The organism is Kitasatospora sp. NPDC008115 (assembly GCF_042957205.1).
GTDB lineage: Bacteria > Actinomycetota > Actinomycetes > Streptomycetales > Streptomycetaceae > Kitasatospora.
Window position 1 is genome coordinate 94,335 of sequence record NZ_JBIBHU010000015.1, and the last position, 15,034, is coordinate 109,368.

Below are 15,034 nucleotides of genomic sequence, written 5' to 3' on the forward strand. Positions count from 1 at the left end.
GGTGAGCGGCAACGACACGGCGCCACCGTCCGGCCGGCTCGCCCGGCTGATCCCCGCCGACCCGCTGCGCCGCCGCCTGCTGGCCATCCGCTTCGCCGGGGCCACCGGCAAGGGCGTGTTCCTCAGCGGCAGCGTCGTCTACTTCACCCTGCACGTCGGGCTGTCCGCCGCCCAGGTCGGCATCGGCCTGTCCGCGGCGGGCTTCGCGGGCCTGGTCTCCTCGGTGCTGTTCGGCATGATCGCCGACCGGATGCCCAAGCGGACCCTGCTGTGCGCGCTGTTCGCGGCGGTCGCCGTCGGGTTCGGCCTGTACTCGGTGGTCTCCGACGCGGCCGGGTTCTACGTCCTGGTGGTCCTGATCGCCTTCCTCGACTACGGCACCGGTCCCACCGAGAGCGCCATGGTCGCCACCCTCGTCCCGGACGGCGAGCGGGTCCGGCTCAACGCGATGATGCGCTCGATGTTCAACATCGGCTTCAGCGTCGGCATCGGGATCGCCGCGCTCGCCGCGCTCAGCCCCCGGCTGCTGGTGGCGATCCCGGTCGGCTCGGCGGTGCTGCTCGGCGCCGCCGCCGCCCTGGCGACCCGGCTGCCGGCCGGCGCGCCCGGCTCCGCCGCCCGCCGGCCCCGGCCGTTCGGCGCGATCCGCGACCTGCGCTACCTGAGCGTCGTCGGGGTCTCCGCGCTGCTGGCCTCGCACATCAGCCTGCTGATGGTGGTGCTCCCGCTGTGGACGATCAACCGGACCGAGGTGCGGCCCTTCCTGGTCCCGCTGCTGCTGGTGCTCAACACCGCGTTCGTGATCCTCTTCCAGGTCCGGGCCAGCAAGGGCGCCGAGACGCTGGAGGGCGCCGCCGCCACCGGCCGCCGGGCCGGCCTGTGGATCGCGGCCGGCTGCCTCGCGGTGTCGCTGACCGCCGTCTGGCACCACACCGCGCTGGCGGTGGCCGCGATCGTCGCCACCGTGCTGGCCCTGTCGGTGGCCGAGGTGATGCAGTCCGCCTCCGCCTGGGGCCTGGCCCTGGGCCTCGCCCCCAAACACGCCGAGGGCGAGTACCTGGGCACCTTCGACCTGCACGTGGCGACCCAGAACGTGGCCGGCCCGGTGCTGTTCTCCGGCCTGGTCATCGCCCAGGGCTTCTGGGGCTGGGCGGCGCTCGCCGCGCTGATGGCCGTCGCCGCGCTGCTGATCGGACCGGCCGCCCGGCGCAGCGCCAAGGCGATGGCGGGCCTCACCGCCGCGCACGACACCGCCGTGGACACGGAGGAACCGGTATGACCCGCACCGCACGCGCCTCCTTCGCCCAGGAGCGCTTCTACTTCCTCAACGAACTCCAACCGGGCAACCCCGCCTACGTGGTGGCGTTCGCGCTGCGCATGGAGGGCGCCCTCGACCGCGCCGCCCTGAGCGGCGCGCTGCGCCGGGTGGGTGCCAAGCACGAGGTGCTCCGGACCGGATTCGCCCTGCACGACGGCGAGTTGGTCCAGCGGGTGATCGAGGACGCCGAGCCTGAGATCACCCTGCTGGACGGCGGCCCCGCCGACCGCGCCGGGCAGGACGCCCAGCTGCGCGAGCTGGTGGCCGCCGAGGCCGCCCGCCCGTTCGACCTGGCCGGCGGCCGGGTGCTGCGCGCCCACCTCCTCTCCTGGGACCGGGAGCGGCACGCCCTGGTCGTCCTGGTGCACCACATCGCCTGCGACGGCTGGGCGGTCGGCCTGCTGCTGGACGACCTGGCCGAGGAGTACGGCACCGGGTCGGGCGCACCGGCCGGCCCCAGCTACCTGGACTACGCCGAGGCGCAGCGCGCGCTCTGGTCGAAGAACACCCGCCGGCTCGAAAACTGGCGCCGACTGCTGACCGGCGCACCTCAGTTGACCCTGCACACCGACCACCCCCGGCCGAGCGTGCTGAGCTTCGCCGGCGCGGTGCTGCGCCGTCCCCTCGACCCGGCGCTGGTCGGCCGGCTCACCACCTGGGCCAAGGAGCACGGCACCACCCTGTTCGGGGTGGCGCTCGCGGCGTACGCCAAGGTGCTGGCCGGCTACGCCCGCCAGCAGGAGGTGGTGATCGGCGTCCCGGTGGCCAACCGGCTGGACGAGGCCGAGGAGCGGCTGGTCGGCTGCCTGGTCAACACCCTGCCGATCAGGGTCGACCTGTCCGGCGATCCGGACTTCGCCGAGCTGGTCGCCCGCACCTGGCGCACCGCACTGAGCGCGCTCGGCCACCAGGACGTGCCGTTCGAGCAGATCGTGCGGGCCGTCGGGGAGGAGCGGCAGCTCAGCCACGCCCCGCTGTTCCAGACCATGCTGACGGTGCAGAACTTCACCTTCACCGTGCCGGAGTTCGCGGGGCTGCGGACCACCGAGGTGGACGTGGAGATCGAGGCCGCCAAGTTCGACCTCGCGCTGACCCTGGACGTCTCGACCGGGGCGCCGTTCCTGCGCGCCGAGTACTCCACCGAGCTGTTCGAACGGGCCACCGCCGAGCGGCTGTTGGAGCAGTACCACACCCTGCTGGCCGCGGTCGTCGAGGACGGCGAACCCGGCCCGGTCTCGCCGCAGGAGCGCCACCGGCTCACCGTCGAATGGAACCCGCCCGTCCCCGGGCGGCCCGCCGGGCACCCCTCGGTGCTGGGCGCGTTCCGCGGCCACGCCGCCCGCACCCCGGACGCGGTGGCGCTGGTGCACCGGGGCGCGCGGGTGACGTACGGCGAGCTGGAGGGCTGGTCCGACCGGATCGCCGCCGGACTCGCCGCCGCCGGACTCGCCAAGGGCGGGCACGTGGGCCTGCTGCTGGGGCGCTCGCCGGCCGTGGTCGCCGCGATCCTCGGCGTGTGGAAGGCCGGCGGGGTGTACGTGCCGCTCGATCCCGAGTACCCGAGGCAGCGGCTGGAGCTGGTCCTGGCCGGCGCCGCGCCCGCCGTCCTGCTGGTCGAACCGGAGACCCTCGGCCTGGCCCGCGAACTGGCCGGGGAGCGGACCCTGCTGGACGCCCGCACGCTGGACGGCCCGCGACCCGCTCCCGAGGCGCTGCCCGGCCCGGACGACCTCGCCTACCTCATCTTCACCTCCGGATCCACCGGAGTCCCCAAGGGCGTGATGGTCCGCCACCGCGGCCTCGACGCGCTCTGCGACCCGACCCCGGCCGGACTGGAGACCGGTCCCGGCGACCGCTGGCTGGGCGCCCACTCCTTCTCCTTCGACGTCTCGGTCTGGGAGATGTGGGGCGCGCTCTCCTCCGGGGCCCGCCTGGTGATCGCCGACCAGGCCGACCTCGTCGACCCGCCGCGCCTGGCCCGGCTGGTGCACGCCGAGCGGGTGACGGTGCTCAGCCTCACCCCCGGCGCCCTGTACCGGGTGCTGCCGCCGTTCTTCGACACGCTCGGCCCGGAAAAGTCCCCGGTGCGGTACGTGGTCCTGGCGGGCGAGGCGCTCAGCTGGTCCCGCCTCGCCTCGCTGGTCGACCCGGAGCGGCTGCCCGCGGTCTTCGTCAACATGTACGGGATCACCGAGGGCACCATCCACGTCACCGTCGCCGAGGTCCCGGCCGACCGGCTCGGCGGGGCGCGGGAGGGCGACATCGGGGTGCCGCTGCCCTCCGCCCGCTGCTATGTGCTGGACGACCGGAGGCGGCCGACCGGGATCAACGTGCCCGGCGAACTGTACGTCGGCGGCGAGCTGGTCGCCGCCGGGTACCTCGGCATGCCCGAGCTGACCGCCGAGCGCTTCGCCGCCGACCCGTACGCCCCCGGCACGCTGTACCGGACCGGAGACCTCGCCAAGTGGGCGCCCGACGGCCGGCTCGTCTACCTCGGCCGGGAGGACGGCCAGGTCAAGGTGCGCGGCTTCCGGGTGGAACTGGCCGACGTGGAGGCCGCGTTCCTGCGCCAGCCCGGCGTGCGGTCCTGCGTGGCCGCCGCGGACGGCGACGAACTGCTCGCCTTCGTGGTCGCCGACCCCGGCGTCGGCGGCGAGCGCGAACTGCGCGCGCTGGTCCGCGAGGAACTGCCCGGGTACATGGTGCCCTCCCGGATCGTCCCGGTGGAGCGCGTCCCGCTGAACGCCAACGGCAAGGTCGACACCCGTCGGCTGCTCGCCGAGCGCACCGCGCCGCCGACCGCGCCCGCCGCCCCGGTGCGCTCCGGCGACGGTCCCCCGACCGGCTCGTCGACCGACTCGCTGACCGAGCGGATCCGGGCGCTCTGGGCCGAGGTGCTGCGCCGGCCCGACCTGGAGCCGGGCGACAACTTCTTCGACGTGGGCGGCCACAGCTTCGCCCTGATCACGGTGCAGCAGCGGATGGCGGAGATCGGCCTGGAGATCTCGGTGACCGACCTCTTCCGCTTCGGCACGGCGGCGTCCTGCGCCGCCCACTTCCGGCCGGCGCCGACCGCGCCCGCCGACGACCAACGGCTCGCACAACGCCGGAAGGGCCGCGAACAGCTCGCCCGCCGGCGGCGACTGAGCAGAGGGGACGATCATGCCTGACAACCTGGCACAGGACCGGATCGCCATCATCGGGATGGGCATCCGGCTGCCCGGCGCCGGACGGGACCTGGACCGCTTCTGGCACAACATCGAGCACGGCGTCGAGGCGATGAGCTTCTTCGACCGCGAGCAGCTGAGCAGCTGGGGCTACCCGGACGAGGTGATCGACCACCCGGACTTCGTCCCGGCCCGCTCGGTGCTGGACGACTACGACCGCTTCGACGGCCGGCTGTTCGGCTACTCCCCGCAGGACTGCGTCCTGATGGACCCGCAGCAGCGGGTCCTGCTGGAGTGCGCCTGGAGCGCCCTGGAACACGCCGGCTACCCGCCGATCGCCCCGGACGGCAACCGGATCGCCGTGCACGTCGGCACCGGGCTGAACGTCTACCTGCTGGACGTGCTGTGGCCCAACGCCCGCGCGGTGAAGTCCGCCGGCGGCCTACAGATCCTGATCTCCAGCGACAAGGACTTCGCCGCCACCCGGATCGCCTACAAGCTCAACCTCCAGGGCACCGCCTTCACCGTGCAGACCGCCTGCTCCACCTCGCTGGTCGCGGTCCACCTGGCGGTGCAGAGCCTGCTCACCTACGAGGCCGACATCGCGCTGGCCGGCGCCGCCTCGGTGGCACCGCCCACCCGGCGCGGCCACTTCTACGAGCCCGGCGGGATCTTCTCCCCCGACGGCCGCTGCCGGACCTTCGACAGCCAGGCCCAGGGCACGGTGGACGCCGACGGCGGCGCCATCCTGGTGCTCAAGCGGCTGGAGGACGCGATCCGGGACAACGACACCGTGCACGCGGTGATCGCCGGGACCGCAGCCGTCAACGACGGCGCCCGCAAGGCCGGCTTCACCGCCCCCGGACCGGAGGGCCAGGCCACCGCGATCCGCTCCGCGCTGGCCGTCGCCGGACTCGAACCGGACGCCATCGGCCTGGTCGAGGCCCACGGCACCGGCACCGTCCTGGGCGACCCCATCGAGGTCTCCGCGCTGCGCACGGTCTTCGACACCGACCGCCCGGAGCGGCAGCCCGTCGCCCTCGGCGCGCTGAAGTCGATCATGGGCCACCTGGACACCGCGGCCGGCGTGGTCGGCGTCGTCAAGACCGTCCTCGCCCTGAAGAACCGCACCATCCCCCCGGTCGCCCGGTTCACCGAGGCCAACCCCGCGCTGGAACTCGACAAGTCGGTGCTGTACGTGCCCACCGAGGCGCACGAGTGGCCGGCCATCGACGGCGTGCGCCGGGCCGGCGTCAGCTCCTTCGGCATCGGCGGCACCAACACCCACGTCGTGCTGGAGGAGGCCCCGCCCGTCCCCGCCGCCGGGCACGGGCGCCGGGAGGGCAGCGAACTGCTGCTGGTCTCCGCCAAGACGGAGGAGGCCGCCACCCGCAGCCTCGCCCGGATCGACGAGCACCTGGCCGGCCTGCCGGCCGCGGACCTGCCCGACCTCGGGTACACCCTGCGCACCGGCCGGGCCGTACTTCCCTGGCGCGGCTGCCTGATCCGCACGCCCGACGAGGAGCTCAAGCCGCTGCGCCCGGTCCGCCGGGCCACCGCGCAGCACGCCGAACGCGGCGTCGGCTACTTCCTCACCGGCGGCGGCCGCCTGCCCGGCAGCCCGCACACCTACAACCTGGACCCGCACTTCCGGCAGATCGTCGACCGGGGCTACGCCGCGCTGCGTGCCGCGGACGGCGAGCCCGGCCTGGAGATCCGGGAGCTGGCCGGCCGCTTCGCCCTCGCCCAAGCCTGGATCGACGCCCTGCGACGGCGCGGCGTCCGCCCCTCCGCCCTGGTCGGCCAGGGCGTCGGCGCCCTCGCCGCGGCCTGCGCGGCGGGCGTGCTGGACTTCACCGACGCGATCGGCCTGACCCTCGGCCGGCCCGCCGACGGCCTGCGCTGCGCCGAGCCGGCCGTCCCGCTGTACACCCCGGACGGCACCCCGGTCACGGCCGCGCAGGCCGCGGACCCCGGCTACTGGGCGGTCCGGCTGCACGAGGAGCACGACCGGAGCTTCGCCCCGCCCGCCGCCGGCCCCGACCCGGCCGCCTGGCTGGAGATCTCCACCCAGGTGCTGCCGCACGTCGACGTCGAGCCGCCACCGCTGTCCAACGGCTACGACCGGCTGCTCGCCTCGGTCGGCCTGCTCTGGGAGATGGGCATCGGCGGCCCCTGGGACCCCGCGCTCGACGAGGGGCTGCGCCGGGTCCCCGCCCCCGGCTACCCCTTCGCCCCGACCCGCCACTACCTCGACATTCCCCCCACGGCCAAGGAGAGGCACCTGTGATGAGCGAGCACCTGGACATGGCACGGGCCGCCGGGTTCGAGCAGATCTGGATGGAGGTCCTCGGCGTGGACGCCGTCGACCGGGACGACGACTTCTTCGACCTCGGCGGGCACTCGCTCAGCGCCCTTCGGCTCTCCACCCTGGTCCGCCAGGAACTCGGCCTCGCCGTCGAGCTCAACCACGTCCTGGAGAACCCGCGCTTCGGCGACCTGCTGGCCGCCGCCGCGAAGGCCGGGCCGGAGCGGGTCGCCGAAGGCGGCCGGGCATGACCCTCCCGGCCGGACCGCTCGCCGAGTGGCTCCCGCTGGCCGCCGACCTCCTCGGCCTTCCGGCCGCGGAGGTCGCGGGCCGCGCCGCGCGGGAGTCCTTCACCGCCCTGGGCGGCACCTCGCTGCAGGCGATCGCGCTCGGCGCGGGCGGCCAGCGCGAACTGGCCAAGGACGTCGACGTCGCCCGGCTGCTCGGCGCGCTCCCGCTGGCCGAGGCCCTGGCCGGGGCGCGCGACTACGTCCGCACCGAGCCCGCGCCGGGCGAGGCGGCCACCGAGGCGCTCGACCGGGAACTGCTGCCCGGCCAGAAGGCCATGCTGGCCGCGCACCTGGCCGGCCGCGACCGGACGTACCACCTGATGTTCACACTGGAGCCACCCGGCGGGCTGGACCCCGCCCGCACCGAGGCCGCCCTGCGCGCGCTCACCGCCCGGCACGAGTCGCTGCGCACCGTGTTCCACGAGCACGGCCAGGGCGCCCGCCGGACCGTCCTGCCGCCCGGGCACACCCCACGGCTGCTGCACCAGGGCCTGCCCGCCGGCACCGACCCGGTCAGGGCCGTCCACGAGCTGTACGGGCGGCGCGCCGCCGAACTGCTGCGGCCCTTCGAGGAGCCGCCGGTGGTGTTCGTCCGCACCGAGACGGGGAAGCATCCGGACGCGGACGAACGGACCCTGCTCACCGTGCTGGTGCACCACGCGCTGGTCGACGGGTGGAGCATCGGCGTGCTGTGGCGCGAGTTCGCCCGCCTCTACCAGGACGGGCCCGGCGCGCTGCCCGCCACCGCCCCGTCCCCCGAGTGGACGGCCACCCGCCTCGCCGCCAAGGAGGCGGCCGGTGAACTCGCCGCCGCCACCGGGCGGGTGACCACGCGGCTGGCCGGCGCCCCGCTGGTCGCCACCCTGCCCACCGACCGCCTCCGCGCGGAGGAGGCCGACGGGCGGGGCGAACGCCTGGTCTTCGCACTGGAGCCCGCCGTCGCCGAGAGCGTGGAGGGGCTCGCCCGGCACGCCCGGACCACCGTCACCTCCGTGCTGCTCGCCGCCTGGGCCCTGGCCGCCGCCCGCCGCGCCGGCACCTCGGACCTGCTGCTCGGCGTGGCCGCCTCCGGCCGGTTCGAGGCCGGCATGGCCGACCTCGTCGGCCTGTGCACCCGGATCGTCCCGGTCCGCTGCCGGACCGGGGACCTCCAGAGCGCCACCGCCTACGTACGCGCCACCGCGGCCGCGCTCGCCGACGCCGTCAGCGACGCCGACCTGCCCTTCGCCCGGGTGGTCGGCGCGCTCGCCGGCGAGGTCGACGCCGCCCGCAACCCGGTCGCCCAGCTCGGCTTCGCCGCCCACCACGACCTGGTCCCGGACCGGTTCGGCACCGAGGACGGGGAGTGGCGGGTGCACGAGGGCCACTGCCACGGCTCCGTCTTCGACGCCCTGCTGTTCGTCCAGGACTGGTCGCGGCGGCCCAGACTGGCCGTGGAGTACGCGTCTTCGGCGCAGGACGCGGCCGACATCGGCGAGCTCACCGAGTCCTTCCGGAGCGTCCTCGCCGAACTCGCCGCCCGGCCGGACGCCCCGCTCGGCGAGGTCACCGGGCTCTCCGCCGGACAGCGGCGGAGGCTCGAACGGCTCGGCCGGGGTGGCGGGTTCAGCGGTGGCGGGTTCAGCGGTGGCGGCGACGACCTGTGGACCCGGTTCGAGCGGCACGCCGAGCAGCACCCGCACGCGGTCGCCGTCGACGACCCGCACACCGGAACCGTTCTGACGTACCGTCACCTCCACTCCCGGGCCCTGGCCCAGGCCGATCGGCTGCGCGCCCTCGGCGTCCGGCCCGGCGACCGGGTGGTGCTGGAGGTGCCCCGCTCGGCCGCCGAGGCCGTCGCCGTGCTCGGCGTGCTGAGCCTGCCCGCCACCTATGTCGCCGTCGACCCCACCGTCCCCGCCGACCGCCGCGGACGGATCGCCGGGGCCGTCGCCCCGGCCGCCCGCATCGGGGGCGCCGCGGACGACCCGGCCCTCGCCGCCGTCCCCCGCTGCCCACCACCCGACCCCGTGGCGGACACCGCGCCCGACCCCTCGCCCGCCCCGCTCAGGACCACGGCGCCCGCCGGACCCGGCGCGGCCGCGTACATCTCCTTCACCTCCGGCACCACCGGCGACCCCAAGGGCATCGTGGTCCCGCACCGGGCGGTGCTGCGGCTGGCCGATGACGGCCTGCTGTTCGCCCACCCGGCCGGGGCGCGGATGCTGCGGCTCTCCCCGCTGGCGTTCGACGCCTCCACCCTGGAGCTGCTGGTGCCGCTCGCCACCGGCGCCACGGTGGTCGTCCACCCGCCCGTGGAGCCCACCCCCGCCGGCCTGGCCGACTTCCTCCCCGCCTCCCGCACCACCCACGCCTGGCTCACCTCCGGCCTCTTCCACCTGGTCGCCGACCACCGGCCGGAGGCGTTCGCCGGCCTGCGCCAGCTGTTCACCGGCGGCGGCGTGGTCTCGCCCGACCACGTCCGCCGGGTCCTGCGGCGGTGCAGCCGGCTGCGCGTCACCAACGGCTACGGGCCGACCGAGAACACCACCTTCACCACCGTCTGCCACGCCGACGGCGCCCACGAGGTGCCCGACCCGTTCCCGATCGGCACACCGGTGCACGGCACCGGCGTCCGGGTCACGGACGGCGCCGGCCGCCCCGTTCCGCCCGGCGCCGTCGGCGAACTGCGCACCACCGGCGCCGGCCTCGCCGACGGCTACCTCGGCGACCCGGAGCGCACCGCCGCGGCGTTCACCGAGCACTCCGGCGAACGCGAGTACCGCACCGGCGACCTGGTCCGCTGGGGCGCCGACGGACGGCTGCGCTTCCTCGGCCGCGCCGACCGCCAGCTGAAGATCGCCGGCCACCGGGTCGAACCGGTCGACGTGGAACGCCGGATCCGCGAGCGGCCCGGCGTCCTGGACGCCGTGGTGTTCGCCGCCGACGGGCGGCTGTGCGCGGCCGTCAAGGCACCCGCCGACCTGCTCTCCGCGGTCCGCGCCGCCGTCGAACCCGGGCTCGCCGCCTACGAGCGCCCACAGCGCTGGCTCGCCGTGGACGCCTTCCCGCTGGACCGCAACGGCAAGGTCGACCTGCGCGCCCTCGCCGCGCTGTCCGCCCCGGCCGCCCCGGCTCCCGTCGCCGCGCCCTCCCCCGCCCCCGCCGCCGATCTGGAGGAGCTGATCTCGGGGATCTGGGCCGGCGTGCTCGGCACCGACGACTTCGACACCGACGAGGGCTTCTTCGACGTCGGCGGCGATTCGCTGGGCGTCGCCCTGGTCCGCCGCCGGCTCCAGGAGCAGCTGGGCGGCCGACCGATCCCGCTGACCGACCTGTACCGCTTCCCCACCGTGCGGACCATGGCCGCCCACCTGCGCACGACGACCACGGCCGTACCGACGACCACGGGAGTACCGAGATGAGCCAGGAGATCGCCGTCGTCGGCATGGCCGGCCGGTTTCCCGGCGCCGCCGACCTGGACGCGTACTGGTCGAACCTGCTGGCCGGCCGGATCACCGTCAGCCGCCTCGACCGCGCGGAACTGCTCGCGGCCGGCGTCCCCGCCACGCGGCTCGACGACCCCGGCTACGTCCCGGTGCGCGGCACCGTCGCCGACCCGGAGCTGTTCGACTCCGCCTTCTTCGGCATCCCGCCCCGCGAGGCGGACCTGATGGACCCGCAGCACCGGCTGCTGCTGCAGACCGCCTGGGAGGCCCTGGAGTCGGGCGGCCTGATCACCGACGCCCCGCCGGGCCGGGTCGGCGTGTTCGCCGGCGCGGGCTACAACTACTACCTCCAGCAGCACGTCCTGGCCGACCCGGCCGTCCTGGAGACGGACGGGCTGCTCTCCGTGGTGCTCGCCAACGAGAAGGACCACCTGGCGACCAGGATCGCCTACCGGCTGGGCCTCGGCGGCCCGGCGATCACCGTCCAGAGCGCCTGTTCCACCTCGCTGGCCGCCGTCCACCTGGCCTGCCAGAGCCTGCGCACCGGCGACTGCGACACGGCGCTGGCCGGCGGCGCCTACCTCGCGCTGCCCCAGCGGTCCGGCTACCACTACGAGCCCAAGGGCATCATGTCGCCGGACGGGAGCTGCCGCCCGTTCGACGCCACCGCCAACGGAACCGTGCCCGGAAGCGGCGTCGGCGTGGTCGCGCTCAAACGCGCCGAGGACGCCCGCCGGGACGGCGACCTGGTGCACGCCCTGATCTCCGGCTCCGCGATCAACAACGACGGCGCCGCGAAGGTCGGCTACACCGCGCCCGGCGTGGCCGGCCAGGTCGACGTGCTGACCCGCGCCTACGCCGCGGCCGGCGTCGACCCGGCGACCGTCGGCTACCTGGAGGCGCACGGCACCGCCACCGAGGTCGGCGACGCGATCGAACTCGCGGCGCTGCACGAGGTGTTCAAGCCCGGCGCGGCCCGCTGCTCGCTCGGCTCGGTCAAGGCGAACATCGGCCACCTGTCCGCCGCCGCCGGTGTGGCCGGGCTGATCAAGGCCGTCCTCGCGCTCCGCACCCGGCGGCTCCCTCCGCTCGCCGGAGTCGGCCGGCCGCGCGCCGAACTGCTGGACCCGGCAAGCCCGTTCACCGTGGACACGGCCGCCCGCGACTGGCCCGGCACACCCGGGACGCCCCGGCGGGCCGCCGTCAGCTCCTTCGGCCTCGGCGGCACCAACGTCCACGTCGTCCTCACCGAGGCCCCGCCCGCCGAACCGGCGCCGCCCCCGGCCGAGGGCCCCGAGCTGCTGGTGGTCTCCGCCCGCAGCGACGACGCCCTGCGGACCGCCGCCCGGCGACTCGCCGACCACCTGGCCGAACACCCCGGCCGGCCGCTGCGCGACGCCGCCGTCACCGGCCGCGAACACCGCCGGCACTTCCCGCACCGCCTCGCCGTGGTCGCCGACGAACCGGCCGCCGCCGCCCGGGCGCTGACCCGCGCTCCCCGCCGCACCGCGCTGCGCCGGCCCGAGGTGGTGCTGCTCTTCCCCGGCCAGGGCGCCGAGGCCCCCGGCATGGCCGCCTGGGCGTACCACCGGTTCCCGGGATTCGCCGCCGACCTCGACCGGGGCGCCGACCACGTCCACGGCCTGCTCGGCGTCGACCTGCGCGAACTGCTGCTCGGCGACGACCCGCAGGGGCTGGTCCACCGCACCGACCTCACCCAGCCCGCCCTGGCCCTGCACGAGTACGCGCTCGGCCGGCTGCTGCTCTCGCTCGGGGTGAAGCCCGCGGCGCTGATCGGCCACTCGGTCGGCGAGTTCGCCGCCGCCGCGCTCGCGGGGGAACTCACCCCCGAGGAGATGCTGCGGCTGGTGGCCGAACGCGGGGCGCTGATGCAGCGGGCCCCCGAGGGCCGGATGGTCGCCGTCCTCGCCGCAGAGCCGGAGGTCCGCCGCCGGCTCGCGGACTTCGACGCCCTGGACCTCGCCTCGTTCAACGCCCCCGAGGTCGTGGTGGTCTCCGGTCCGGTCGCCGGGATCGGCCGGCTGTGTGAACGGCTGGCGGCCGAGGGCGTGCAGCACCGGCCGCTGCCCGCCCAACGCGCCTTCCACTCCCGGATGATGGCCGACGCCGCCACCGCCCTCGGCGCCGCGGCGGCGGGCATCCCGGCCCGCCCGGCCACGGTCCCGGTGGTCAGCAGCGTCGACGGAAGCCTGCTGCCCGTGGGCGGCGTGCGCCCGGCCGGCTACTGGGCCGGGCAGTTGCGCAGTCCCGTCCGCTACCAGGACGCGGTGGAGGCCGTCGCGGACCGCTCCCGGCTGGTCCTGGTCGAGGTCGGTCCCGGCACCGGACTGATCGGCAGCGCCCGGCAGATCCCCGCCGTCCGGCACGCCGCCATGGTCGCCCTGCAGCGCCGGCGCGCCGACCTGCTCGACGGCCTCGGGCAGCTCTGGGCGCACGGCGTCGACCTGGACTGGCCCGCCGTCCGCGCCGGCGCCCCCGCCGCACGGGCCGTGCTGCCCACCCATCCCTTCGCCGCCACCCGGCACTGGCTCGACGGCTCCGCGCCGTCCGTCCCCGTCCCTGCCGCCGCTCCTGCCGCCGCCCCTTCCGACGCCGACAGCGCCGTGGACACGCCGCTCGGACAGGTCCTCGCCATCTGGCGGACCCTGCTGGGCGTCCCCGGCATCGGTGCCGACTCCGACTTCTTCGCCCTCGGCGGGGAGTCCCTGCTCTTCATCCGGATGATCTCCCAGGTCCAGCGCGCGCTCGACGCCCCGATCGACATCGCCGCCCTCGCCGGCTCCCCGACCCCGCGCGCGATCGCCGCCCAGGCGGTGGAGGCGGTGGCCGGATGAGCGCCCGCACCGACCTGCCGACCCTGCTCGGCTTCAACCCCGACCCGACGCCCGCCCCGCGCACCCCCGTCCACGAGGCCATCTGCCGGCAGGCCGCCCGCACGCCCGACGCGACCGCCCTGCGGTACGGGGACGACGCCCTCACCTACCGCCAACTCCTCGACGACGCCGCCGCCCTGGCGAGCCGGCTCACCGCCCGGGGCATCGGCCCCGGCGCGGTGGTCGGCCTGTCCGCCCGCCGCGGCCCCGCGCTGGTCACCGCCGTCCTCGGCGTCCTGCTCTCCGGCGCCGCGTACGTCCCGCTGGACCCGCGGCACCCGCCGGTGCGGCTCCGCGCCATGCTGGACTCCACCCGGGCGGCCCTGCTGCTCACCGACGACACCGCGCCGCCCCTGCCGGACGGGCACCCGGTCCCGGTCCTCCCGCTGACCGGCGCACCGCCTGATGACGACCCGTCCGCCGGCGCCCCGGTGCCGCTCGACTGGCGGCACCACCGCGCGGAGCCCGCCGTCGTCGACGGCCTCTGCTGCGTCATCTTCACCTCCGGCTCCACCGGCGAGCCCAAGGGCGTCGAACTGCCCCACGCCGCCCTCGCCAACCGGCTCGCCGGAATGCTGGCGCGGCACCGGCTCGGCCCCTCCGACGTCCTGCTGCAGAAGACCCCGTACACCTTCGACGTCTCCATCTGGGAACTCCTGCTCGCCTTCCTCGCGGGCGGCACCCTGGCCGTCGCGCCGCCGGACGCCCACCGCGACCCGCAGGCACTGGTCGAGCTGATCCGGCGGCACGGGGTCACCATGGTCCACTTCGTGCCGTCGATGCTCGCGCTGTTCGTCACCGAGCCCGGGGCCGGCCTCTGCACCACCCTGCGCACGGTGCTGTGCGGCGGCGAGGCCCTTCCGCCCGCACTCGCCAACACCCTGACCGCCGCCCTGCCGCAGGCCGCGGTGCACAACATGTACGGACCGGCCGAGGCCACCATCGACGTCACCGGCTGGCACTGCCGCCCGCACGAGGACGGGGACCTGGTCCCGATCGGCCGCCCGCTCTCCAACGTCCGCGCCTACGTCGTCGACGAGTCCGGTGGCCTCGCCCCCGTCGGCGTCCCCGGTGAACTCCTGCTCGCCGGCCCCTCGCTGGCCCGCGGCTACGCGGGCCGCCCGGACCTCACCGCCGAACGCTTCGTCGAACTGCCCGTCGCCGGCCGCGCCGAACGGGTCTACCGCACCGGGGACCTGGCCCGCTGGTCGCCGGACGGCCACCTCGACTACCTCGGCCGGATCGACACCCAGGTGAAGATCCGCGGCCAGCGCGTCGAACTCGGCGAGATCGAGGCCACCCTGCGCCGCCACCCCCGGGTCCGCGACGCCATCGCGGCCCTCCGCGACGGCCGGACCCTGGTCGCCTACGCCGTCCCGGCCGCCGGCGGCCCGGACGAGTTCGACGAGGCCCTCCTGCGCGGCCACCTCGCCGACCACCTGCCCGAGCACATGGTCCCCGCCCGCGTCGTCCCGCTCACCGCCATCCCCACCACCGCCCACGGCAAGGCCGACCGCACCGCCCTGCCACCCCCACCCCGCCGCCGCCCGCCCCGCCCCGGCCGGTAGACGGCCGTTGCCCGGCAGGGGACCTCGGCCGCCGGCGGCCGAGGTCCCCTGCCGGGCGTGC

Annotated in this window: 7 protein-coding genes; all 7 read left to right on the top strand. The window is 76.0% G+C overall.

Translation table 11 applies throughout. From position 1 onward, the window contains the following. Position 1: 1 nt before the first annotated feature. The 7 genes from ACFZBX_RS20220 to ACFZBX_RS20250 are packed head-to-tail and all read left to right on the top strand — an operon-like array spanning position 2 to position 14,973. Positions 2–1,279: an MFS transporter gene (locus ACFZBX_RS20220; protein ID WP_391535119.1), complete on the top strand. Its 1,278-nt coding sequence runs from the start codon at positions 2–4 to the stop codon at positions 1,277–1,279. Continuing rightward, on the top strand, positions 1,276–4,488 hold the full coding sequence (locus tag ACFZBX_RS20225) for an amino acid adenylation domain-containing protein (protein WP_391535120.1): 3,213 nt from the start codon (positions 1,276–1,278) through the stop codon (positions 4,486–4,488). The genes ACFZBX_RS20220 and ACFZBX_RS20225 overlap by 4 nt, the downstream gene beginning before the upstream one ends. Then, positions 4,481–6,775 (top strand): type I polyketide synthase, encoded by a 2,295-nt coding sequence (locus ACFZBX_RS20230; RefSeq protein ID WP_391535121.1) that lies wholly within the window; start codon positions 4,481–4,483, stop codon positions 6,773–6,775. Before ACFZBX_RS20225 ends, ACFZBX_RS20230 begins: the two co-directional genes overlap by 8 nt. Beyond that, a complete protein-coding gene (locus ACFZBX_RS20235) occupies positions 6,775–7,044 on the top strand; it encodes a phosphopantetheine-binding protein (protein ID WP_391535122.1) in 270 nt (89 codons plus the stop codon). Before ACFZBX_RS20230 ends, ACFZBX_RS20235 begins: the two co-directional genes overlap by 1 nt. Next, entirely contained in the window at positions 7,041–10,487 is a 3,447-nt protein-coding gene (locus tag ACFZBX_RS20240) for an amino acid adenylation domain-containing protein (RefSeq protein ID WP_391535123.1), read from the top strand. Before ACFZBX_RS20235 ends, ACFZBX_RS20240 begins: the two co-directional genes overlap by 4 nt. Further along, entirely contained in the window at positions 10,484–13,366 is a 2,883-nt protein-coding gene (locus ACFZBX_RS20245) for a type I polyketide synthase (RefSeq protein WP_391535124.1), read from the top strand. The genes ACFZBX_RS20240 and ACFZBX_RS20245 overlap by 4 nt, the downstream gene beginning before the upstream one ends. Next, positions 13,363–14,973: an amino acid adenylation domain-containing protein gene (locus tag ACFZBX_RS20250; RefSeq protein ID WP_391535125.1), complete on the top strand. Its 1,611-nt coding sequence runs from the start codon at positions 13,363–13,365 to the stop codon at positions 14,971–14,973. Before ACFZBX_RS20245 ends, ACFZBX_RS20250 begins: the two co-directional genes overlap by 4 nt. Positions 14,974–15,034 lie beyond the last annotated feature (61 nt).

Coding starts and splice junctions, on each gene's coding strand:
- ACFZBX_RS20250 (WP_391535125.1), top strand. CDS start 13,363: ATGAGCGCCCGCACCGACCTGCCGACCCTGCTCGGCTTCAACCCCGAC.
- ACFZBX_RS20245 (WP_391535124.1), top strand. CDS start 10,484: ATGAGCCAGGAGATCGCCGTCGTCGGCATGGCCGGCCGGTTTCCCGGC.
- ACFZBX_RS20230 (WP_391535121.1), top strand. CDS start 4,481: ATGCCTGACAACCTGGCACAGGACCGGATCGCCATCATCGGGATGGGC.
- ACFZBX_RS20240 (WP_391535123.1), top strand. CDS start 7,041: ATGACCCTCCCGGCCGGACCGCTCGCCGAGTGGCTCCCGCTGGCCGCC.
- ACFZBX_RS20235 (WP_391535122.1), top strand. CDS start 6,775: ATGAGCGAGCACCTGGACATGGCACGGGCCGCCGGGTTCGAGCAGATC.
- ACFZBX_RS20225 (WP_391535120.1), top strand. CDS start 1,276: ATGACCCGCACCGCACGCGCCTCCTTCGCCCAGGAGCGCTTCTACTTC.